This window comes from Mycolicibacterium gadium (assembly GCF_010728925.1).
Classification (GTDB): domain Bacteria; phylum Actinomycetota; class Actinomycetes; order Mycobacteriales; family Mycobacteriaceae; genus Mycobacterium; species Mycobacterium gadium.
In genome coordinates this window covers 3,830,316-3,851,566 of sequence record NZ_AP022608.1, presented here as the reverse complement: position 1 = coordinate 3,851,566, position 21,251 = coordinate 3,830,316, and the positions used below count along the sequence as shown (strand labels likewise).

The 21,251-nt window shown below is 67.8% G+C and carries 21 protein-coding genes; 17 read left to right on the top strand and 4 right to left on the bottom strand.

Annotation, left to right across the window (positions count from 1 at the left end; all coding sequences use genetic code 11):
• Nucleotides 1–28: 28 nt before the first annotated feature.
• Entirely contained in the window at nucleotides 29–517 is a 489-nt protein-coding gene (locus G6N36_RS19015) for an inorganic diphosphatase (RefSeq protein ID WP_163688458.1), read from the bottom strand.
• Nucleotides 518–662: 145 nt separating this feature from the next.
• Between G6N36_RS19015 and dacB the strand changes: the two genes are divergently transcribed.
• The 5 genes from dacB to G6N36_RS18990 are packed head-to-tail and all read left to right on the top strand — an operon-like array spanning nucleotide 663 to nucleotide 6,875.
• Entirely contained in the window at nucleotides 663–2,042 is a 1,380-nt protein-coding gene (gene dacB / locus G6N36_RS19010) for a D-alanyl-D-alanine carboxypeptidase/D-alanyl-D-alanine endopeptidase (protein ID WP_163688457.1), read from the top strand.
• Nucleotides 2,039–3,094, top strand: a complete 1,056-nt coding sequence (locus G6N36_RS19005; RefSeq protein WP_163688456.1) for an Rv3626c family coenzyme F420 biosynthesis-associated protein — start codon at nucleotides 2,039–2,041, stop codon at nucleotides 3,092–3,094. Before dacB ends, G6N36_RS19005 begins: the two co-directional genes overlap by 4 nt.
• Entirely contained in the window at nucleotides 3,073–4,035 is a 963-nt protein-coding gene (tilS, locus tag G6N36_RS19000; protein WP_163688455.1) for a tRNA lysidine(34) synthetase TilS, read from the top strand. Before G6N36_RS19005 ends, tilS begins: the two co-directional genes overlap by 22 nt.
• Before the next feature lie 13 nt (nucleotides 4,036–4,048).
• Nucleotides 4,049–4,636, top strand: a complete 588-nt coding sequence (hpt, locus tag G6N36_RS18995) for a hypoxanthine phosphoribosyltransferase (protein ID WP_163688454.1) — start codon at nucleotides 4,049–4,051, stop codon at nucleotides 4,634–4,636.
• A gap of 19 nt (nucleotides 4,637–4,655) precedes the next feature.
• Nucleotides 4,656–6,875: a molybdopterin-dependent oxidoreductase gene (locus G6N36_RS18990; RefSeq protein ID WP_163688453.1), complete on the top strand. Its 2,220-nt coding sequence runs from the start codon at nucleotides 4,656–4,658 to the stop codon at nucleotides 6,873–6,875.
• On the opposite strand, the gene G6N36_RS18985 is transcribed toward G6N36_RS18990, so the two are convergent.
• Both G6N36_RS18985 and G6N36_RS18980 read right to left on the bottom strand, forming a co-directional pair.
• A complete protein-coding gene (locus G6N36_RS18985; protein ID WP_163688452.1) occupies nucleotides 6,872–7,621 on the bottom strand; it encodes an SIMPL domain-containing protein in 750 nt (249 codons plus the stop codon). The genes G6N36_RS18990 and G6N36_RS18985 overlap by 4 nt on opposite strands.
• Before the next feature lie 31 nt (nucleotides 7,622–7,652).
• On the bottom strand, nucleotides 7,653–8,552 hold the full coding sequence (locus tag G6N36_RS18980) for an alpha/beta fold hydrolase (RefSeq protein ID WP_170311129.1): 900 nt from the start codon (nucleotides 8,550–8,552) through the stop codon (nucleotides 7,653–7,655).
• Between the two features lie 191 nt (nucleotides 8,553–8,743).
• Between G6N36_RS18980 and ftsH the strand changes: the two genes are divergently transcribed.
• The 11 genes from ftsH to G6N36_RS18925 all read left to right on the top strand — a co-directional run bounded on the left by ftsH (nucleotide 8,744) and on the right by G6N36_RS18925 (nucleotide 18,398).
• Nucleotides 8,744–11,059 (top strand): ATP-dependent zinc metalloprotease FtsH, encoded by a 2,316-nt coding sequence (ftsH, locus tag G6N36_RS18975; protein ID WP_163688451.1) that lies wholly within the window; start codon nucleotides 8,744–8,746, stop codon nucleotides 11,057–11,059.
• Between the two features lie 34 nt (nucleotides 11,060–11,093).
• Complete coding sequence (folE, locus tag G6N36_RS18970) at nucleotides 11,094–11,702, top strand: GTP cyclohydrolase I FolE (protein ID WP_163688450.1); 609 nt, start codon at nucleotides 11,094–11,096, stop codon at nucleotides 11,700–11,702.
• 17 nt (nucleotides 11,703–11,719) lie between these two features.
• Complete coding sequence (folP, locus tag G6N36_RS18965; protein ID WP_163690757.1) at nucleotides 11,720–12,514, top strand: dihydropteroate synthase; 795 nt, start codon at nucleotides 11,720–11,722, stop codon at nucleotides 12,512–12,514.
• Nucleotides 12,507–12,887 carry a dihydroneopterin aldolase gene (gene folB, locus G6N36_RS18960; RefSeq protein WP_163688449.1) on the top strand — a complete coding sequence of 127 codons (381 nt, stop codon included), beginning with the start codon at nucleotides 12,507–12,509 and terminating at the stop codon, nucleotides 12,885–12,887. The genes folP and folB overlap by 8 nt, the downstream gene beginning before the upstream one ends.
• The gene (gene folK, locus G6N36_RS18955) at nucleotides 12,884–13,396 is read left to right on the top strand and encodes a 2-amino-4-hydroxy-6-hydroxymethyldihydropteridine diphosphokinase (RefSeq protein ID WP_163688448.1); all 513 of its coding nucleotides are present in this window, start codon (nucleotides 12,884–12,886) and stop codon (nucleotides 13,394–13,396) included. Before folB ends, folK begins: the two co-directional genes overlap by 4 nt.
• Nucleotides 13,396–13,872, top strand: coding sequence for a DUF3180 domain-containing protein (locus G6N36_RS18950; RefSeq protein ID WP_163688447.1), 477 nt, complete (start codon nucleotides 13,396–13,398; stop codon nucleotides 13,870–13,872). The genes folK and G6N36_RS18950 overlap by 1 nt, the downstream gene beginning before the upstream one ends.
• Nucleotides 13,873–13,947: 75 nt before the next feature.
• Nucleotides 13,948–15,234: a DUF6779 domain-containing protein gene (locus G6N36_RS18945; protein ID WP_163688446.1), complete on the top strand. Its 1,287-nt coding sequence runs from the start codon at nucleotides 13,948–13,950 to the stop codon at nucleotides 15,232–15,234.
• 88 nt (nucleotides 15,235–15,322) lie between these two features.
• Nucleotides 15,323–16,243 carry a Rossmann-like and DUF2520 domain-containing protein gene (locus G6N36_RS18940; protein ID WP_163690756.1) on the top strand — a complete coding sequence of 307 codons (921 nt, stop codon included), beginning with the start codon at nucleotides 15,323–15,325 and terminating at the stop codon, nucleotides 16,241–16,243.
• Entirely contained in the window at nucleotides 16,240–17,172 is a 933-nt protein-coding gene (gene panC / locus G6N36_RS18935; protein ID WP_163688445.1) for a pantoate--beta-alanine ligase, read from the top strand. The genes G6N36_RS18940 and panC overlap by 4 nt, the downstream gene beginning before the upstream one ends.
• Nucleotides 17,172–17,579: an aspartate 1-decarboxylase gene (panD, locus tag G6N36_RS18930; RefSeq protein WP_163690755.1), complete on the top strand. Its 408-nt coding sequence runs from the start codon at nucleotides 17,172–17,174 to the stop codon at nucleotides 17,577–17,579. Before panC ends, panD begins: the two co-directional genes overlap by 1 nt.
• Before the next feature lie 3 nt (nucleotides 17,580–17,582).
• Nucleotides 17,583–18,398: a type III pantothenate kinase gene (locus tag G6N36_RS18925; protein WP_163688444.1), complete on the top strand. Its 816-nt coding sequence runs from the start codon at nucleotides 17,583–17,585 to the stop codon at nucleotides 18,396–18,398.
• 9 nt (nucleotides 18,399–18,407) lie between these two features.
• Here G6N36_RS18925 and G6N36_RS18920 read toward each other — a convergent pair whose 3' ends face one another.
• Nucleotides 18,408–19,643: an alanine racemase gene (locus G6N36_RS18920; protein ID WP_163688443.1), complete on the bottom strand. Its 1,236-nt coding sequence runs from the start codon at nucleotides 19,641–19,643 to the stop codon at nucleotides 18,408–18,410.
• A gap of 23 nt (nucleotides 19,644–19,666) precedes the next feature.
• Here G6N36_RS18920 and lysS point away from each other — a divergent pair, with 23 nt between their 5' ends.
• On the top strand, nucleotides 19,667–21,175 hold the full coding sequence (lysS, locus tag G6N36_RS18915; protein ID WP_163688442.1) for a lysine--tRNA ligase: 1,509 nt from the start codon (nucleotides 19,667–19,669) through the stop codon (nucleotides 21,173–21,175).
• The last annotated feature ends 76 nt before the right edge of the window (nucleotides 21,176–21,251 follow it).

Here is a 21,251-nt window from a genome sequence, read left to right as displayed (position 1 = left end):
TTACCGCGTGTTACGGCGGTGAAAAATATCAGTGACCGGCGGTCTTGAACCGCTCGACCGAGGCCTTCAGTTCGGCCTCGGCCTTTTCGCGTCCCACCCAGTCGGCGGCCTTGACGAACTTGCCCGGCTCGAGGTCCTTGTAGTGCACGAAGAAGTGCTTGATCGCGTCGAGTTCGTATGCGGGCACGTCTTCGAGATCCTGGATGTGGTCCCAGCGGCCGTCGCCGGCGGGCACACACAGCAGCTTGTCGTCGCCGCCGGCCTCGTCGGTCATCTGGAACATCGCGACCGGCCGCGCCTCGACGATGCAGCCCGGAAACACCGACTCCGGCAGCAACACCAGCGCGTCCAGCGGATCGCCGTCCTCGCCGAGCGTGTTCTCGAAGAAGCCGTAATCGGCCGGGTAGGCCATCGAGGTGTACAGGTAGCGATCGAGCTTCACCCGCCCGGAGTCGTGGTCCACTTCGTACTTGTTGCGCGAACCCTTCGGGATCTCGATGACTACGTCGAACTCCACGGCGGCGCCTTCCTGCCCTGTGCTGCGGTATTGGGGACGGCATCACCCTAAACCGCCCAGGATTCTCGCCACCTACTCGGGGAGGCACGACGCACGCCGTCACGCCGCCGGCGGGCTTGATCGGGGCCAGCGGATACCCTGAGCTATGCGGCCAACCACGTGGAGGCGGTCCACCCACGCGCTGATCGCCGCGGCGGTGCTGGTACTTGTCGCCGTCGTCGTTGCGGTGTCGGCCCTGCTGAGCGGCGGGGGTTCACCCGACGCGGCGGCTGTCAGGCCGACGCCGGCGGCGGCGACCGCGAACCCGGGCATCGTGCCCGTCGCCGATTCGGCCCCCAAGCCGACCCCCGACCGGCTGGCCGCTGTGCTCGCGCCCGCGCTGGCCGATCCGAACCTGGGCAAGTTCACCGGCCGCATCAGCGATGCGATCACCGGCGCCGAATTGTGGGCACAGGGCGCCGACGTGCCGATGCAGCCCGCGTCGACCAACAAGACGCTGACGGCCGCTGCGGCGCTGCTCGCTCTCGACCGCGACGACCGGCTGATCACCCGCGTCTTCAGTACCGACAAGGTCGGCGTCGTCGTTTTGAAAGGCGGCGGTGACCAGACGCTGTCCGCCGCCGCCCCGGACGAGGAGACCTGGTATCGCGATGCCGCGCGCATCAGCGATCTGGCCGAACAGGTGGAGGACGCAGGAATCGAGCCCACCTCGGTGCAGGTGGACGTGAGCGCCTACACCGGCCCGACGATGGCGCCCGGCTGGGATCCGTTGGACATCGACGGCGGAGACATCGCGCCGATGGAATCGGTGATGCTCGACGGTGGCCGCACCCAACCGGTGAGCGTCGATTCCACCCGCTCCAAGACGCCGGCGCTGGATGCCGGTCGCGCGTTGGCGGCGGCGCTGGACGTCGACCCCAGGAAGGTGACGGTGGTGCCGGGCGCCGCGCGCGGCGGCCAGGAGATCGGGTCGGTACAGTCGCCCCCGCTCATCGATCGCCTGCGCGACATGATGAACGCATCGGACAACGTGATGGCCGAGTCGATCGGCCGGGAGATCGCCGCCGAGGTCGGGCTTCCGCAGAGTTTCGCCGGTGCGGTGCAGGCGGTGCTCGGTGAACTCGACGACGCCAAGATCGACACCACCAACGCCAGGCTCTTCGACTCCAGCGGGCTGTCCGTCGACGACCGGCTGACCGCGGAGACGCTCGACGAGGTCGTGAACGCGGCCGCGGGCAGCGCCGAACCCAGGCTGCGGCCGCTGGTCGAAACGCTGCCGATCGCGGGAGGCAGCGGCACACTGTCCAACCGCTATCTCGACACCGATGCGGGCCGGTCGGCCGCCGGTTTCCTACGGGCCAAGACCGGATCGCTGACGGGCACCAACTCGTTGGCGGGCATCATCACCGACGCCAGTGGACGGGTGCTCACCTTCGCCTTCATCTCCAACGACGCCGGGCCGACGGGCCGCGTCGCCCTGGACACGCTGGCCGCGGCCATGCGGAAGTGCGGGTGCAGCGCATGAGTACCTCCACATCGCTCAGCGTCGGCCACGCCGTCGACTGGAAGTTCGCCGCCGACGTCGGCCAGAAGCTGGTGCGGCCGGGTCCGGACGCCTCGGACTACACCCGACGCCAGGTGATCGACCAACTCACGGAGTCATCCCGCAACGCCGAGGTGCCGGTGCGTGAGGTAACCGGGCTCATCGAGGGCGGCGCGATCCCCGAAGCTCGCATCGTCGACCGTCCTCAGTGGATCAAGGCGGCAACGAACTCGATGCGGGTGATGACCGGCGGTACCGAGGAACCCAAGAGTTTCATCGGCGGCCGGATCACCGGTGTGCAGACCGGGGCGGTGCTCGCCTACGTGTCGCAGGGCATCCTCGGTCAGTACGACCCGTTCGGTGGCGACGGTGGTGAGCTCCTGCTGGTGTATCCCAACGTCATCGGTGTCGAACGCCAATTGCGGGTTGACCCAAGCGATTTCAGGTTGTGGGTGTGTCTGCACGAAGTCACCCACCGGGTGCAGTTCCGGGCCAATCCGTGGCTGGCCGACCATATGTCGCAGTCGCTGGCGGTACTCACCCAGGACGCCGGCGACGACATCGGACAGATGGTGGGCAGGCTGGCCGGCTATCTGCGCAGCCGGCGCGACTATGTGGTTGACGCTGAAACGGAACCGAATTCGTCCGGCATGATCGGCCTGATGCGGGCCGTGCAGGCCGAACCGCAGCGCAAAGCGCTGGACCAACTGCTCGTGCTCGGCACGCTGCTGGAGGGCCACGCCGATCACGTGATGGACGCGGTCGGGCCCAAAGTGGTGCCGTCCGTGGCGACGATCCGGCGGCGCTTCGACGAACGGCGCCAACGCAAACAGCCGCCGCTGCAGCGAATCATGCGGGCGCTGCTCGGATTCGACGCCAAGCTCAGCCAGTACACCCGCGGTAAGGCGTTCGTCGACCACGTGGTGTCCCGGGTCGGGATGACGCGGTTCAACGCGGTCTGGTCCAGTCCTGAAACCTTGCCGCTGCCTCTGGAAATCGACAAGCCACAACGGTGGATCGACAGAGTCCTGTAGCCGCGCTGCATGCGGCCGTCACGGCGTTCTCCCGCGCTTACGCGACCGCCGATCCGCGGTGGTGTGTGGCGCTGTCCGGGGGTGCCGATTCCCTGGCGTTGACGGCTGCCGCGGCGAAGGTCAAACCGACGACGGCGCTGATCGTCGATCATCGACTGCAAGCCGGCTCCGACGAGGTGGCGAAAACGGCGCGGGAACGAGCGCTGTCGCTGGGATGTGTTGACGCTCAAGTTCTTTGCGTCGAGGTGGGGACGGCCGGTGGGCCCGAGGCCGCCGCGCGCACCGCACGTTATGAGGCGTTGGACGCCGCGCGGGGCGACGCGCCCGTACTGCTCGCGCACACGCTCGACGATCAAGCCGAGACCGTGCTGCTCGGCCTCGGCCGCGGATCGGGTGCCCGTTCCATCGCCGGCATGCGTCCGCACGACCCACCGTGGTACCGCCCGCTGCTCGGCGTCCGGCGCGAGGTGACACACGCGGCGTGCGACGAGCTGAACCTGACGCCGTGGCAGGACCCGCACAACACCGATCGGCGGTACACCCGGGTGCGGTTGCGTGCCGAGGTGCTCCCCTTGCTGGAGGACGTGCTCGGCGGTGGCGTCGCCCAGGCGCTGGCCCGCACCGCGGCGGCACTGCGCGAGGACAGCGACACGCTCGACGCGCTCGCCGACCGCGAGCTGTCCGGGTTGTCGACCGAAGGCGGCCTCGACACCGCTCGTCTGGTGAACCTGCCGGAGGCCGTTCGGCGCAGGGTGATTCGGGGCTGGTTGCTGGCCGGCGGCGCCAGCGGTCTGACCGACAAGCAGATTCGCGGGGTCGACACCCTGGTCACGGCATGGCGCGGACAGGGCGGCGTGGCGGTGGGGTCACCGTTACGCAGCAGGCGGCTGATCGCGGGCCGCCGCGATGGGATGCTGACCCTGCACACCGAGCCCGTGTGAAACATGGCACGCTGTGCACGTGGCGGAAACCACCGAGTCATACCCGGGCGACATCAAGTCGGTGCTGCTCTCGTCGGAGGAGATCCAGGCGAAGGTCGCTGAGCTCGGAGGGCAACTCGGCGATGACTACCGCGACACCCTCGCCGAGAACGGTCAGGATCTTCTGCTCATCACCGTGCTCAAAGGCGCCGTCTTCTTCGTCACGGACCTGGCCAGGGCGATCCCGCTGCCAACTCAGCTCGAGTTCATGGCCGTCAGCTCCTACGGGTCGTCGACGTCCTCGTCGGGTGTGGTGCGGATCCTCAAGGACCTCGACCGCGACATCAACGACCGCGACGTGCTGATCGTCGAGGACATCGTCGACTCCGGTCTGACGCTGTCCTGGCTGCTGCGCAACCTCGCGACCCGCCATCCGCGTTCGCTGCGGGTGTGCACGCTGATGCGTAAGCCCGACGCCGTGCGCGCCGACGTCGACATCGCCTACGTCGGCTTCGACATCCCCAACGAATTCGTCGTGGGGTACGGCCTCGACTACGCCGAGCGCTACCGCGACCTGCCCTACATCGGCACGCTGGACCCCAAGGTGTACGAAGACCTGTAGTCGGCGCAAGATGTTGGGCATGACCGAAACAGCCCTTCGGGTCTGCCCCTTGTGTGAGGCCACCTGCGGCCTGACCCTCACGATCGACGACGGCAAGCTCGTCGGCGCCCGCGGCGACCGTGAGGACGTCTTCAGCCACGGCTTCATCTGCCCCAAAGGGGCGAGCTTCGCCGAACTCGACAACGACCCCGACCGCTTGGCGCGGCCACTGGTCCGGCGCGACGGGGTGCTGACGGAAGCCACCTGGGACGAGGCGTTCGCCGCGGTCGCCGACGGACTCGGCGCGGTCATCCGTGAGCACGGCGGCACGTCGGTCGGGGTGTACCTCGGTAACCCCAGCGCGCACACGATCGCGGGCTCGTTGTACCCGCCGGTGATCATCCGCGCGCTCGGCACCCGCCAGGTGTTTTCCGCCAGCACGCTGGACCAGATGCCCAAGCACGTCGCGCTCGGTCTGATGTTCGGCAGCCCTGTCGCGTTCACCGTTCCCGATCTCGACCGCACCGACTACCTCGTCGTCATCGGCGCGAATCCCCTTGTGTCCAACGGCAGTCTGGCCACCGCCGCCGACTTCCCCGGCAAACTGCGCGCGCTGCGTAAGCGCGGCGGCAGACTCGTCGTCATCGATCCCGCCCGCACCCGCACCGCCGAACTCGCCGACCGCCACATCGCGCCCCGCCCCGGTACCGACCCCGCACTGATGCTCGCGGTCGTGCACGTGTTGTTCGACGAGGGCCTGGTCGATCTCGGCACGGTGGCCGACCATGTCAACGGCGTCGACGATGTCCGCACCGTCGCAGTCGATTTCGCGCCGGACACCGTCGCCGAATACTGCGGTGTCACCGCGGACGAGATCCGCGCGCTGGCCCGCGAACTCGCAGCCGCCCCGACCGCCGCCGTCTACGGCCGCATCGGCACGTCCACGGTCGAATTCGGAACGCTCGGCAGCTGGCTGGTCGATGTCATCAACGTGCTGACGGGCAACCTGGACCGTCCCGGCGGAGCGATGTTCCCGCTGGGTCCGACCGCGCAGGCGCCGCGCCCGCCGAAGGCCGGCCGCGGCTTCGCGATCGGCCGCTGGCACAGCCGGGTGTCGGGCTATCCCGAGGCGCTGTCCGAATTCCCGGCCGCTGCGCTCGCCGAGGAGATCGACACCCCCGGCGACGGACAGATCAAGGCGATGATCACGATCGCGGGCAACCCGGTGCTGTCGGCCCCCGACGGCGATCGCCTCGACCGCGCGCTGGAGCGCGTCGGCTTCATGGTGAGCATCGATCCGTACCTCAACGAGACGACGCGCCACGCCGACGTCATCCTGCCGCCACCGCCGCCGTCGCAGACCGCTCATTTCGACTTCGCGCTCAACAACCTCGCGGTTCGCAACAATGCGCGCTACTCGCCGCCCGTGCTGGCCGCCGACGGTCGGCCCGACGAGCCCGAGATCCTGTCGCGCATCGCGCTCGCGCTGTTCGGCGCAGGCGTCGACGCCGATCCCGGCGCCGTCGACGATCAGGTGATCGCAACGACATTGGCCAAGGAGACCGCCGACCCGACCTCACCGGTCGCCGGTCGCGATGTGGCTGAACTGACCGCGATGCTCGCGCCAGGACCGGGATACGAGCGCCGCCTCGACATGATGCTGCGGCTCGGGCCCTACGGCGACGCGTTCGGCACCAACCCGGACGGTCTGACGCTTCAGCGGCTGAGGGCGAACCCGCACGGTGTCGACCTGGGGCCGCTGCAGCCGCGCCTGACCCAGGTACTGCGAACGCCAACGGGGAGAATCGAACTCGCGCCACCGCTGCTCGTCGAGGAGGCGGCGCGGCTGCGGGAGGCACTCGACCGCCGCGCCGACCGGTTCGTGCTCATCGGACGACGGCATCTGCGATCTAACAACAGCTGGATGCACAACGTGCCCGCACTCGCGGGCGGCAGCAATCGGTGCACGCTGCGGATCCACCCCGACGACGCCGCCGAACTCGGCCTCACCGACACCGCGGTGGTGAAGGGCCCCGGTGGGGAACTGCTGGCCCCGATCGAGCTCACCGACGGTATGCGGCGCGGTGTGGTGTCGTTACCGCACGGGTGGGGTCACGACCGCGGCGGCACCGGCCTCCAAGTCGCGTCCCGCGACCCCGGCGTCAACGTCAATCAGCTCAACGCGGGCAACCGGCTCGACCCGCTGTCGGGCACCGCGGTGTTGAACGGGATCCCGGTCGACATCGCTCCCGCGGGTTAGGTGAGCTCCCAGATCACCGTCACGCTGAAACCTACGGTCTGCTGACCCGGCTCGACCGGAACGGGAGCGGCCATCGCCATCTCGGAGTCACGCTGCATCGGCACGGGCGGCGAAGTTCCCGCCACCTCCGAAATCGAGATCACGTTGCCCAGGGTGAGACCCGACAGCTGTGCGTACTGCTCGGCCCGGTCCTTGGCGTCATTGAAAGCTCGGCTGCGGGCGTCGCGGATCAGCTGGGAGTCGTCGTCGATCGAGTAGTTCACCGAGTTGATCCTGGTGGCGTTGCCGCCGGTGCTGACGATCAGCGCCAGCGCCTGCGATGCGGCGTCGAGCTGGCGGATCTTGACGTCGATGGTGTTGCTCGCCCGGTAACCGGAGATGGTGGTGCTGTCGGTGGTCGGTGCGAACTGCGGCTGCAGGCTCACCTGGCTGGTGCTGATGTCGTTGCGGTCGACCCCCGCGTCGACCAGTGCGTTGATCACCGCCTGCTGACGATCGCTGGTCTGGTTCATCGCTCCGGTGACGTCGGGTGCAATGGCCTCGATCGACGCGTTGACGTTCAAGGTGTCCGGCGTGCCCTTGACTTCGCCGGACCCCGCGACGGTGACCTGCCGGACGTCGGAGTCCGCAGTCGGCGCAGCCGTCGGGCCCGACGTCGCATCGCAACCCGACAGCGTCACAACCAGTCCCGCCGCGGCGAGGACGAGCAATCGGAGGGGCAACTTCGCGCTCGCGGCGATCGGCATGACGAGCACCCTACCGTCAGGCTCGACGCACCTATGGCTGCTCCACGTCACGCAAGAACGCCAACAGGATTCGGTTGATGTCGTCGGGCCGCTCCTGCTGAACCCAATGGCCGGCCCCCTCGATCCACTCCTCGGTGTACGGCCCCGCGACGACCTCACGGGCGCGCGCGGGGTTCATCGTCGGGCCGACCGGATCGGCCGTACCGCCGACGAACAACGCGGGCGCGGTGGTCTGCGCGCCGGCCAGCTGCGGCGTCGTCTCCCAGTTGCGGTCGTAATTGCGGTACCAGTTCAGCGCCCCGGTGAACCCGGTCCTGCCGAACTCCGTCACGTAGTGCTCGAATTCGTCGGCGCTGATCCAGTCGGGCAGCGCAGCGTCGTCCCCGGAGATCAGTCCGGCGAACATTCCCCGCATGGTGGCGGCCACATCGGCCTCCATCTCGGCGTCGGCGACGCCCGGCTCCTGGAAGCGCAGCATGTAGAAGTCCTCGCCGAACTTCTCGCGCCAGCGTTGCGTCGGGCGGGCGCGGGCGCGGGGGATGGGTGGCACGCTGAGCCCGGCCACCGCGGCGACGCGGTCGGGGTGCAGCAGCGCGGTGTGCCAGACGACCATGGCGCCCCAGTCGTGGCCGATGAACACCGCCCGCTCGACGCCCACGTCGTCGAGCAGGGCGACCAGGTCGCCGGTCAGCGCGTGGATGTCGTAGTCCTCGACGGCGTCGGGCCTGGTCGAACCTCCATAACCCCGCTGGTCGGGTGCCAGCACGTGATATCCGGCCTGCGCGAGGACTGGGATCTGATGCCGCCACGAATACGCGAGCTCAGGGAACCCGTGGGCGAGTACGACCAGCGGCGCACCGCGCTCGCCGGCTTCGAGAACGCGAAGCGTCACACCGTTGGTGTCGACGAATCTCTGCGTCGCGGTCGGCACGTGATCACCCAAGCACAGGTCTGTGTTGCGACGAATGTGGGGTTGATGCACGCCTCGAGCGAAGGAAGTGTGCGGGTAACCCACGTTCGCCGGAAACGAATATGAGGACCGGCGGGAACCTTGGTTCGTTGGTGTAGCGGTAGCCTTGAAATTTCTGACTGCGCTTAGAGGAAGTCGACGACGGACATTCGATGAACCGGAAAAATGTGATCCGCACGCTCACCGTGATTGCGGTGGTGTTGTTGCTGGGTTGGTCTTTCTACTACTTCAGTGACGACACTCGCGGCTACAAGCCCGTCGACACCTCGGTGGCGATTTCCCAGATCAGCAGTGACAACGTCAAGAGCGCACAGATCGACGACCGTGAGCAGCAGCTTCGGCTGGAGCTGAAGAGCGGGAACAACGACACCGAGAACAGCGACAAGATCATCACGAAGTACCCCACCGGTTACGGGGTGCAGTTGTTCGACGCGTTGAGCGCCAAGAACGCCAAGATCAACACGGTCGTGAACCAGGGCAGCATGCTCGGCTCACTACTGATCTACCTGCTGCCGCTGCTGCTGCTCGTCGGCCTGTTCGTGATGTTCTCCCGCATGCAGAGCGGCGGCCGGATGGGGTTCGGCTTCGGCAAGTCGAAGGCCAAGCAGCTGTCCAAGGACATGCCCAAGACCACCTTCGCCGACGTGGCGGGTGTCGACGAGGCCGTCGAGGAGCTCTACGAGATCAAGGACTTCCTGCAGAATCCGACCCGGTATCAGGCCCTTGGCGCCAAGATCCCCAAGGGCGTGCTGCTCTACGGCCCGCCAGGCACCGGTAAGACGCTGCTCGCGCGCGCGGTCGCGGGTGAGGCGGGGGTGCCGTTCTTCACCATTTCCGGCTCGGACTTCGTCGAGATGTTCGTCGGTGTCGGCGCCTCCCGGGTGCGTGACATGTTCGAACAGGCCAAGCAGAACAGCCCGTGCATCATCTTCGTCGACGAGATCGACGCCGTCGGGCGCCAGCGTGGCGCAGGCATGGGCGGCGGACACGACGAGCGTGAACAGACGCTGAACCAGTTGCTGGTCGAGATGGACGGGTTCGGCGAACGCCAGGGCGTCATCCTGATCGCGGCGACCAACCGGCCCGACATCCTGGACCCGGCGCTGCTGCGGCCTGGTCGCTTCGACCGCCAGATCCCGGTCTCCAGTCCTGATCTGGCTGGTCGGCGCGCAGTGCTCAAGGTGCACTCGCAGGGCAAGCCGATCGCCGAGGACGCCGACCTGGACGGGCTGGCCAAGCGCACCGTCGGCATGTCGGGCGCTGACCTGGCCAATGTCATCAACGAGGCCGCGCTGCTCACCGCCCGTGAGAACGGCTCGATCATCACCGCCCCCGCGCTCGAGGAGGCTGTCGACCGCGTCGTCGGCGGGCCTCGCCGCAAGAGCCGCATCATCAGCGAGCACGAGAAGAAGATCACCGCCTACCACGAGGGCGGTCACACTCTGGCGGCGTGGGCGATGCCCGACATCGACCCGATCTACAAGGTGACCATCTTGGCGCGCGGCCGCACCGGCGGGCACGCGATGTCCGTGCCCGAGGACGACAAGGGCCTGATGACCCGCTCCGAGATGATCGCCCGACTGGTGTTCGCGATGGGCGGACGCGCCGCGGAGGAGCTGGTGTTCCGCGAGCCGACCACCGGCGCGGTGTCCGACATCGAGCAGGCCACGAAGATCGCCCGCGCGATGGTCACCGAGTACGGAATGAGCTCCAAACTCGGCGCCGTCCGCTACGGCACCGAACATGGCGACCCGTTCCTCGGTCGCACCATGGGCACGCAGGCCGACTACAGCCACGAGGTCGCGCAGATCATCGACGACGAGGTGCGCAAGCTGATCGAGGCCGCGCACACCGAAGCGTGGGAGATCCTCACCGAGTACCGGGACGTGCTCGACATCCTCGCCGGCGAGTTGCTCGAGAAGGAGACATTGCACCGCGCCGAGCTGCAGGCCATCTTCGAGGACGTCAAGAAGCGGCCGCGCCTGACCATGTTCGACGACTTCGGTGGCCGTGTCCCCTCCGACAAGCCGCCCATCAAGACCCCGGGCGAGCTGGCGATCGAACGCGGCGAGCCGTGGCCGAAGCCGGTGCCCGAGCCCGCGTTCAAGACCGCGATCGCGCAGGCGAGCCAGGCTGCCGAAGCCACCAAACTTGCCGAAGCGGGCAACAACGGCGCGAATGGCAATGGTGCCAACGGAACCGGCGCGCCGACGCAACCCGATTACGGCGCTCCCGCGGGCTGGCACGCTCCGGGCTGGCCCCCGCCGCCGAACCAGCAGCCGCCGAACCAGCAACCGCACCAGCAGCCGCATGGTTACTGGTATCCGCCGCCACCCAATCCGTCCGGCTGGCACAACCCCTATCCGCCGTATCAGCAGCCCTACCCGCAGCCCGGCTACCCCCCGCAGGGCGGCCAACCGAACCCCAACGACGAGTCGGGGCAGGAGAACGGCAGGCACAACCCGTAGGGCTGAGCGCCCCACGGGTTCATAGGAGGCTTCAATGACGCAGTCCCAGAACAACTCTGTCAAATTCAAACCAGTTGAATTCGACCAACCGCGCGCCGAGGCGGCCGTCCGGGAGTTGCTGATCGCGGTGGGCGAGGATCCTGACCGCCACGGTCTCGAAGACACCCCGGCCCGGGTGGCGCGCGCCTACAAGGAGTTGTTCGCCGGTCTGTACACCGACCCGGACACGGTGCTGGACACCACCTTTGACGAACAGCACGACGAAATGGTGCTCGTCAAACAGATACCGATGTACTCGACGTGCGAGCACCATCTGGTGTCGTTTCACGGCGTGGCCCACGTGGGATACATTCCCGGTGAGGACGGCCGGGTCACCGGGCTGTCGAAAATCGCACGGCTGGTTGACCTTTACGCCAAGCGGCCGCAGGTGCAGGAACGGTTGACCGCGCAGATCGCCGACGCGCTGATGCGCAAGCTGAACCCGCGCGGAGCCATTGTCGTCGTCGAGGCCGAACACCTCTGCATGGCGATGCGCGGCGTCCGTAAGCCCGGCGCCATCACCACCACGTCGGCGGTGCGCGGACAGTTCAAGACCGACAGCGCATCCAGGTCCGAAGCACTGGATCTCATCCTGCGGAAGTGAATCCACCGGTGCGGGTCATGGGGGTCGTGAACGTCACCGACGACTCCTTCTCCGATGGCGGGTTGTTCCTCGACCGGGACCGGGCCGTCGCCCACGGTCTGGCGCTGGCGGCCGACGGTGCAGCGATCGTCGACGTCGGTGGTGAGTCGACGCGCCCGGGGGCTACCCGCATCGATTCGGAGGTCGAAACGGCACGCGTGGTGCCAGTAATCAAAGAGCTTGCCGGACAAGGCCTTACCGTCAGTATCGACACCATGCACGCAGCGGTGGCGCAGGCCGCGCTGGAGAACGGCGCGCAGATCGTCAACGACGTGTCCGGCGGCCGGGCCGACCCGGGCATGGCCCCGCTGCTGGCCGACGCGAAAGTTCCGTGGGTGCTGATGCATTGGCGCTCGGTCGGATCTGCCCGACCGCATGACGTGCCCGCCTACGGCGATGTCGTCGCCGAGGTTCGTGACGAACTGATGGCCAGTGTCGACGCCGCGGTGGCCGCGGGGGTGGATCCCGGGAACGTGATCATCGATCCCGGACTCGGCTTCGCCAAGACCGCAGAACACAATTGGGCGCTGCTTCGAGCGCTGCCCGAGTTCGTCGGAACCGGGGTGCCCGTGCTGGTCGGCGCATCCCGCAAGCGCTTCCTCGGCTCGTTGCTCGCCGGTTCCGACGGTGCGCCGCGCCCACCCGACGGCAGGGAAACGGCGACGGCTGTCATCTCCGCGCTCGCCGGCCTGTACGGCGCATGGGGGGTACGGGTGCACGACGTGCGGGCGTCCGTCGACGCGGTCAAGGTGCTGGAGGCCTGGCGTGGCTGATCGAATCGAGCTGCGCGGGTTGACCGTTCGTGGTCACCACGGAGTGTTCGAGCACGAGCGCCGCGACGGCCAGGACTTCGTCGTCGACGTCACCGTTTGGGTGGACCTCGCCGCCGCGGCGGCGAGCGACGATCTTGCCGACACCCTCGACTACGGGGAGCTGGCGCGGCGCGCCGCCGACATCGTCGCCGGGCCGCCGCGCAACCTGATCGAGACGGTTGCCGGGGAGATCGCCGATGGCGTGATGTCCGACGAACGGGTGCATGCCGTCGAGGTGGTCGTGCACAAGCCGGCCGCACCGATCCCGCTGAACTTCGCCGATGTGGCGGTGGTGGCGCGGCGGTCGCGGCGCAGCGGACGGGGCAACCCATGACCTCAATCGTGTTGTCCATCGGGTCGAACCTGGGTGACAGGCTCGCGCGACTGCAGTCGGTGGTCGACGGCCTCGGCGGCGCGGTGCGCGCGGTGTCACCGGTGTACGAGACCGATCCGTGGGGCGGCGTCGAGCAGGGCGCGTTCCTCAACGCGGTGGTGATCGCGGACGACCCCGGCTTGGATGCCCGCGGGTGGCTGCGTCGCGCGCAGGAATTCGAACGCGCCGCCGACCGCGTCCGCGACGAACGTTGGGGCCCCCGCACTCTCGACGTCGACCTTGTCATGTGCAGCGACGGCGGTCGCGAGATCACGTCGGCGGATGACGAGCTGACGTTGCCGCACCCGCTGGCGCACGAGCGAGCGTTTGTGCTCGTACCGTGGCTCGCCGTCGATCCCGCAGCCGTCCTGACCGTTGCGGGTGAGCGGCGGTCGGTCGAGAAACTGATCACCGAACTCGACCCGGCCGACCGCGACGGGGTGCGGTTGACCGACTCGACGCTGAGCTGATGGGTCCCACCCGCAAGCGCGACCTCACCGCCGCGACTGTGATTGCTGCGGTGGCGGCCTATCTGCTCGTGCTCCTGCTGTACCGGTTCTTTCCGCCCATCACCTTGCTGTCCGGGGTGTCGTTGCTGCTGGTTGCGGTCGCGGAGGCGGGCTGGGCCTGGCATGTGAGGGCCAAGATCAACGAGGGGCACATCGGAGACGGTCCCGGCTGGTTGCATCCCCTTGCGGTCGCCCGAACCGTGTCCATCGCCAAGGCCTCGGCTTGGGTTGGCGCGGTGGTGCTCGGCTGGTGGCTGGGCGTGCTCGCGTACCTGTTGCCGAGGCGCTCGACTTTGCGAGTCGCGGGCGAGGACACCGCGGGCGCGGTGGTCGCCGCTGTGTGTGCCCTCGCGCTGGTGGCTGCCGCGCTGTGGTTGCAGCATTGCTGCAAGTCTCCGCCGGAACCGCCCGACAACCCTGACGGCGCAACGGAGTAACCGGTTTCGAGGCGTACCAGCCGAATCGCCGGAGAGGTCGACACGCTGAGTGACCTGTGGCGGTACAGTCGCCCCATGACCGAACCGGCACGCAGCGCCAGGCCTCGGCGCAGCGCGCGCCGACCGGGTTGGGTGCTGCTGACGGTGTTGCTGGTGCTCGCCATCGGGTCCAGTTCGGCCCTCGTCTTCACCGATCGGGTGGAGTTGCTGAAACTCGCGGTCATTCTGGCGCTCTGGGCCGCGGTGGTGGCGGCCTTCGTATCGGTCATCTACCGCAGACAGAGCGATATCGACCAGGCAAAGGTCCGTGACCTCAAGCTCGTCTACGACTTGCAACTCGATCGTGAGATCTCCGCACGCCGGGAGTACGAGCTGTCGGTGGAGACGCAACTGCGCCGTGAGCTGGTCTCCGAAATTCGCGCGCAGGCCGCCGACGAGGTGGCGGGCCTCCGGGCCGAGCTGGCCGCGCTGCGCGCCAACCTCGAGATCCTGTTCGACGCCGACCTGTCGCATCGGCCCGCGCTCGAACACGACCGATCCACCGCCGGGTCCTTCGAGTGGTCGCCAACCCCCGAGACCGCGGGCCGGGTCACAGCCAGCCGCATCGACACCGAGGATCGCGACGACGCCGACTACCACACCGATGAGAGCCCGATCATCGACGTGCCGGAGGAACCGCATCCGCCCCAGGACGAGTGGATGCCGCCCGCGAGTTCGGGCGGAGCGCACCGCAGGCACGCGCCGGCGTCGCCGGTACCGCCGCCCACGGACAACGAACGCACCACCCAATTCACGTGGCCGACAGCCCAGGAGCCCCCGAAGCCGCCAGAGCCTGCGCAGGCACCGCCACCACCGCCGCCGGTCCCCGAACCCGCGCCCGTATCCGAATGGCGGCCCGCGCCTGCCGAGGGACGGTGGAGTCCGCCAGGGACGCCGGGCAGCAACTGGGTGTCGCCGATACCGCCACAAGCGCCCCCGCCGCCGACCGCGCCGCCGCCCCCGACCGAGCAGGGGCCCGCCGATAGCGCCGCCCCCGGCGAGTACGTCGGCCGACGGCGCGCACCCGCAGCCGACGCTGCGCATCCGCAGCCCGCAATGTCGACGCCGCCGCCCGAGCCGCCGCGGCGCGGCAAGCATTCGGCTCCCCCGGAGTCCGTCGACCCCGGCAGGCCCGCGCCGTCGCCGGCCCTGGCCACCGAATCCTCTGAGCCGCCGCCGCAGGCCGAGCCCGAACCACCCACCTCGCGGCGTCATCGCAGTTCCGACGATGAAGCGACCGGCGGCCAGTCGGTGGCCGACCTGCTCGCGCGGTTGCAAGCGACCCCGTCCGGGGGCGGCCGTCGCCGGCGCCGCGACGAGTGAGTTAGGCTTTCTTGACCGTCCGGTACCCGCATGGCAGGACCGGAACGAAGAACTCTCGACATTCAGCGAGGTCGACTTCATGGACTTCATGGGGACCCCCTCTGACGGATTCCGCCCTGCGCGGCTCACGATCGGCGTCATTTCCGCTGGTCGAGTGGGTACCGCGCTCGGCGTCGCCTTGGAACGGGCCGAGCATGTCGTCGTCGCGTGCAGCGCCATATCGCACGCGTCACGCGAGCGCGCGCAGCGTCGCCTGCCCGACACCGCAGTGCTGCCTGTCGATGAGGTCGCCGGCCGAGCCGAGCTTCTGCTGCTGGCGGTGCCCGACGCGGCACTGCCGGGACTGATCTCCGGGCTCGCCGCGACGGGAGCGGTACGTCCGGGCACGATCGTCGCGCACACGTCGGGGGCCAACGGCATCGGCGTGCTGGCGCCGCTGACCGCACAGGACTGCATCCCGCTGGCCATTCACCCGGCCATGACGTTCACCGGAGGCGACGAGGACATCGCACGCCTGTCCGAGGCCTGCTTCGGGGTCACCGCCGCCGACGAGATCGGCTACGCGATCGCCCAGTCGCTGGTGCTGGAGATCGGCGGCGAACCGTTCCGCATCCGTGAAGACGCCCGGACGCTGTACCACGCAGCGCTGGCGCATGTGAGCAACCACCTCGTCACCGTGGCGCTCGACGCGGTCGAGGCGCTGCGCTCCGCGCTGTGGGGCCAGGAACTTCTCGGGCAGGAGATCGTCGGCGAGGCACCCGGCGGCATCGCCGAGCGGGTCGTCGGTCCGCTGGCGCGGGCCTCGCTCGAGAACGCGTTGGTGCGCGGCCAGGGCGCCCTGACCGGTCCGGTGGCGCGCGGTGACGCCCAAGCGGTCGCCCGTCATCTGGAGGCGCTGACAGAAGTGGATCCTCAACTCGCACAGGCATATCGGGCCAACTCCCTGCGTACCGCGCAGCGTGCTCATGCCCCCGACGAGGTGTTCGCAGTGCTTGGAGATGTCCGATGATCACCACCGGAAAGCCCCAATTCAGCACGGGCGAACTCAACATCTACTCATCGCCGCGGGACGTCTCCGACGTCACCAGGGCGCTTCGGGCGACCGGCCGCCGGATCATGCTGGTTCCGACGATGGGCGCGCTGCACGAGGGCCACCTCACGCTGATCCGTTCGGCGAAACGAGTCCAGGGTGCGGTCGTGGTGGTGTCGATCTTCGTGAACCCGTTGCAGTTCGGCGCGAATGAGGACCTCGACGCGTACCCGCGCACAGTCGAAACCGACCTCGCCGCGCTGCGCGACGAACGCGTCGACATCGTCTTCACGCCGACGGCGACGGACATGTATCCCGACGGCATGCGCACCACCGTTCACCCCGGCCCGCTCGGCGCCGAACTCGAAGGTGCAGCGCGCCCAACACATTTCGCCGGCGTGCTAACCGTCGTACTCAAGCTTCTCAACATCGTCCACCCGGACCGCGCCTTCTTCGGCGAGAAGGACTACCAACAGCTGACGCTGATCCGGCAGATGGTGCTGGACCTGGACGTCGGCACACAAATCGTCGGTGTACCGATCGTTCGCGAACCCGACGGTCTGGCGATGTCGTCACGCAACCGCTACCTCGACGACGTCGAACGCGAACAGGCGGGGGCACTTTCGGCAGCGCTGCTCGCGGGCATGTATGCGGCAGGCGAGGGGGCGACGACCGCACTGGACGCGGCCCGCGCCGTCCTCGACGAGGTGCCGGCCATCGACCTGGACTACCTGGAGGTGCGCGACCCGATGCTGGGACCCGCACCCTCGGTGGGTATGGCACGCATGCTGGTCGCCGGCCGGCTCGGACGAACCCGACTTCTGGACAACATCGCCATCGACATCGGACTGCCGTCCGGCCCCGGTGATGTCGAGTACGACGAGCACGAATTACCCTGGAGGAATTGATGTTACGGACAATGCTGAAATCCAAGATCCACCGGGCGACGGTTACTCAAGCCGATCTGCACTACGTCGGCTCGGTCACCATCGACGCCGACCTGATGGATGCCGCCGACCTGCTCGAAGGCGAGCAGGTGACGATCGTGGACATCGACAACGGAGCGCGCCTGGTGACCTATGCGATCACCGGTGAGCGCGGCAGCGGAGTGATCGGGATCAACGGCGCAGCAGCACATCTGGTGCATCCGGGCGATCTGGTGATCCTGATCGCATACGGCACGATGGAGGACGCCGAAGCTCGCAGTTATCAGCCGCGGGTGGTCTTCGTCGACGCCGACAACAAGCAGATCGATCTCGGTCACGACGCCGCCTACGTGCCGGCCGACGCGGCCGAGCTGATGTCGCCGCGGTAACTCGTGCTGCTCGCTATCGACGTTCGCAACACCCACACCGTCGTCGGGCTGGTGTCGGGTTCTGGCGATCACGCAAAAGTGGTGCACCATTGGCGGATACGCACCGAATCCGAGGTGACCGCCGACGAATTGGCGCTGACAATCGACGGACTGATCGGCGATGACGCCGAGCAGCTAACCGGCGCTGCCGGGTTGTCCACGGTGCCCTCGGTCCTGCACGAGGTGCGCCTGATGCTCGAGCAGTACTGGCCCTCGGTGCCGCACGTGCTCATCGAGCCCGGTGTGCGCACTGGCGTCCCGCTGCTGGTGGACAACCCGAAGGAGGTCGGCGCCGACCGTATCGTCAACTGCCTGTCCGCCTTCCACAAGTACGGCACCGCGGCGATCGTCGTCGACTTCGGCTCCTCGATCTGCGTGGACGTCGTTTCGGCCAAGGGCGAGTTCCTCGGCGGCGCCATCGCGCCCGGCGTGCAGGTGTCATCAGACGCGGCGGCGGAACGTTCGGCGGCGCTCCGGCGCGTCGAGCTGACCCGGCCACGGTCGGTCGTCGGCAAGAACACGGTCGAGTGCATGCAGGCCGGCGCGGTGTTCGGATTCGCGGGCCTGGTGGACGGACTGGTCAACCGCATCCGCGCCGACGTCGACGGGTTCGGCGGCGACGACGTCACCGTGGTGGCCACCGGGCACGGAGCACCCCTGGTGCTGCCGGATCTGCACACCGTCGAGCATTACGACCAGTACCTGACCCTCGACGGACTGCGGCTGGTGTTCGAGCGCAACCGCGACAGTCAGCGGGGCCGGCTCAAGCAGGCGCGGTAGCGGCACGCTTTAGAAAAACGTACGGATCAGGTCGACGACGCGACCGCCCTCGTCGAGCACCGGGATCATCGGCCATTTGTCGAAAACCGTGCACGGATGGCTGATTCCGAAATCCACCCAGTCGCCGACCTCCACGTCGTCGTCGCCGAGGCGCAGGTACGCGTGCTGGTCGTTGAGTTTGACCACGCGTGCCGTCGTCAAACCGTAGGGCACGGGTAGATCCTGGTCGAAGGACACGTCGCGGCGACCCATCGTCAGCACCGCCAGGTCCGGTTCTGGCCGCGACATCACCTGAGACCACACTCGCAACGCCGGTCGCAGCCCGTCCCGCAGCGGCGACGTGCGGCGGTACAGGCCGTCGTCGTGCGTCAGATAGCACCCGCTGCGCAGGACAGTGCGCACGCTCATATCCACGGGCCATTCGGTGAGCGCGTCGGCGACCGCGTCGAAGTACGTGCTGCCGCCCGCCGTCGCGACGATTCGATCGGTTTCGAAGATCGGCGCCAGCCGCAGCACCGCCGCACGGACGTCGGCCAGATACGAACGGACCGCCGCCACGGACTCGGGTGCCACGTCATGTCCGAGCGCCGCCTCGTAGCCGGCCACGCCGATCAGCCGCAGCCGGGGCGATGCGGCGACGGCGCGCGCCACCGCGTCGACGCCGTCCGCGTCTCGGCACCCGGTGCGTCCGCCCGGCATGCCCACCTCGACGCAGACATCCACCGGCCGAACCGCGCCCGCCGTCGTCAGCGCCGAGGTCATCAGCTCGACGCCGCGCACCGAGTCGACCCAGCACACCAGGCCGAAGTCGGCATCGGCGTCGAGTTCGGCGGCCAGCCACCGCAGCGCAGCCGCGTCGACCAACTCATTGGCGAGCACGACATCGCGCACCCCGAACGCACGGAAGATCCGGACCTGGCTGACGGTGGCGGCCGTGACCGCGCACGCACCCGCCTCGAACTGGCGTGCCAACAGCTGAGGTGACATATGCGTCTTCCCGTGCGGCGCCAGCTCGACCCCCCGCTCCCGGCACCACTGCGCCATCGTGGCGAGGTTCTCCGAAAGCGCGTCCGCGAGCAGCACGCAGACCGGGCCGACGGCGTTGTCGTCAAACAGACGAGGTGACGCTGCGCACACATCGGCGGGGGTGCGACCCCACCACGACGCAGGCAGGCCCTTGAACCGCCAGTCCAGTGGTTCCAGGGCCAAAGCCGCGACGGCCGCTGCGTTGATGGGCGCGCTCATGAGTTGATTTAAGCTGGCCAGTCGTGACCTCACCTGATCCGCCCGAAGCCGACATCCCTGAGCAGTACCGGATCCGCCAGGGCAAGCGGGAACGTCTGCTGGCCGAAGGGCGCGAGCCGTACCCGGTCGAGGTCGACCGCACCCACACGCTCGCCGAGATCCGCGAGACCTACCCCGACCTGGAGGCCAACGCCGAGACCGGCCTCATCGTCGGCGTCGCGGGCCGGGTCATGTTCGCCCGCAATTCCGGGAAGCTGTGTTTCGCCTCGTTGCAGGAGGGTGACGGCACGCAACTGCAGGTCATGATCAGCCTCGACAAGGTCGGGCAGGAGTTGCTGGATGCGTGGAAGTCCGACGTCGACCTCGGCGACATTGTTTTCGTTCACGGCGAGGTGATCAGCTCGCGGCGCGGAGAACTATCCGTGCTCGCTGATTCTTGGCAAATTGTCTCCAAGGCATTGCGTCCGCTTCCTGTCGCGCACAAAGAGATGAGCGAAGAGTCCCGAGTGCGGCAGCGGTATGTGGATTTGATCGTGCGCCCGGAGGCCCGCACCATCGCGCGTCAGCGGGTCGCCGTAGTCCGAGCGGTGCGATCGGCGCTGGAACGACGCGGTTTTCTCGAGGTCGAGACCCCGATGCTGCAGACGCTGGCAGGCGGCGCGGCGGCCCGGCCGTTCGTGACCCACTCCAATGCACTCGATACGGATCTCTACCTTCGTATCGCACCGGAGCTTTTCCTGAAGCGCTGCCTCGTCGGCGGATTCGAGCGGGTCTTCGAGTTGAATCGGGTGTTCCGAAACGAAGGCGCGGATTGGACGCATTCACCGGAATTCGCAATGCTCGAGACATATCAGGCGTACGGCACGTACGACGATTCCGCAGTCGTTACCAGGGAGATAATTCAGGAGGTCGCCGACGAGGCGATCGGGACCAGAAAGGTCCCATTGCCTGATGGCAGTGTCTACGATCTCGACGGCGAATGGCAGTCAATACAAATGTATCCGTCGCTCTCGGAAGCACTTGGTGAAGAGATCACTCCGGATACACCTGCCGAACACTTATGGGCCATCGCTGACCGACTCGATGTCGAGATTCCACGGGACCGCGGTTACGGCCACGGAAAATTGGTCGAGGAGTTGTGGGAGCACACCGTGGGAAACACCCTGTGGGCGCCCACTTTCGTCAGGGATTTTCCCGTCGAGACGACGCCGCTGACGCGCGCGCACCGCAGCATTGACGGAGTCACCGAGAAATGGGACCTGTACGTGCGTCGCATCGAGCTGGCGACCGGCTACTCCGAACTCATCGACCCGGTTATCCAACGCGAAAGGTTCGAAGCGCAAGCGCGTGCCGCCGCCGCCGGCGACGACGAGGCAATGGTGCTGGACGAGGATTTCCTCGCGGCCCTGGAGTACGCGATGCCACCCTCGACTGGCACTGGAATGGGTATCGATAGATTGTTGATGGCTTTGACGGGACTGTCGATTCGGGAGACAGTTCTGTTCCCCATAGTTCGACGTCAAGGCAGCTGATCTTAGCCGAACTTGCCGGATTTCCGACCATGTTGAATGGGGTGTCTTAATATGGCACATTGGGTCGGGGGATCAA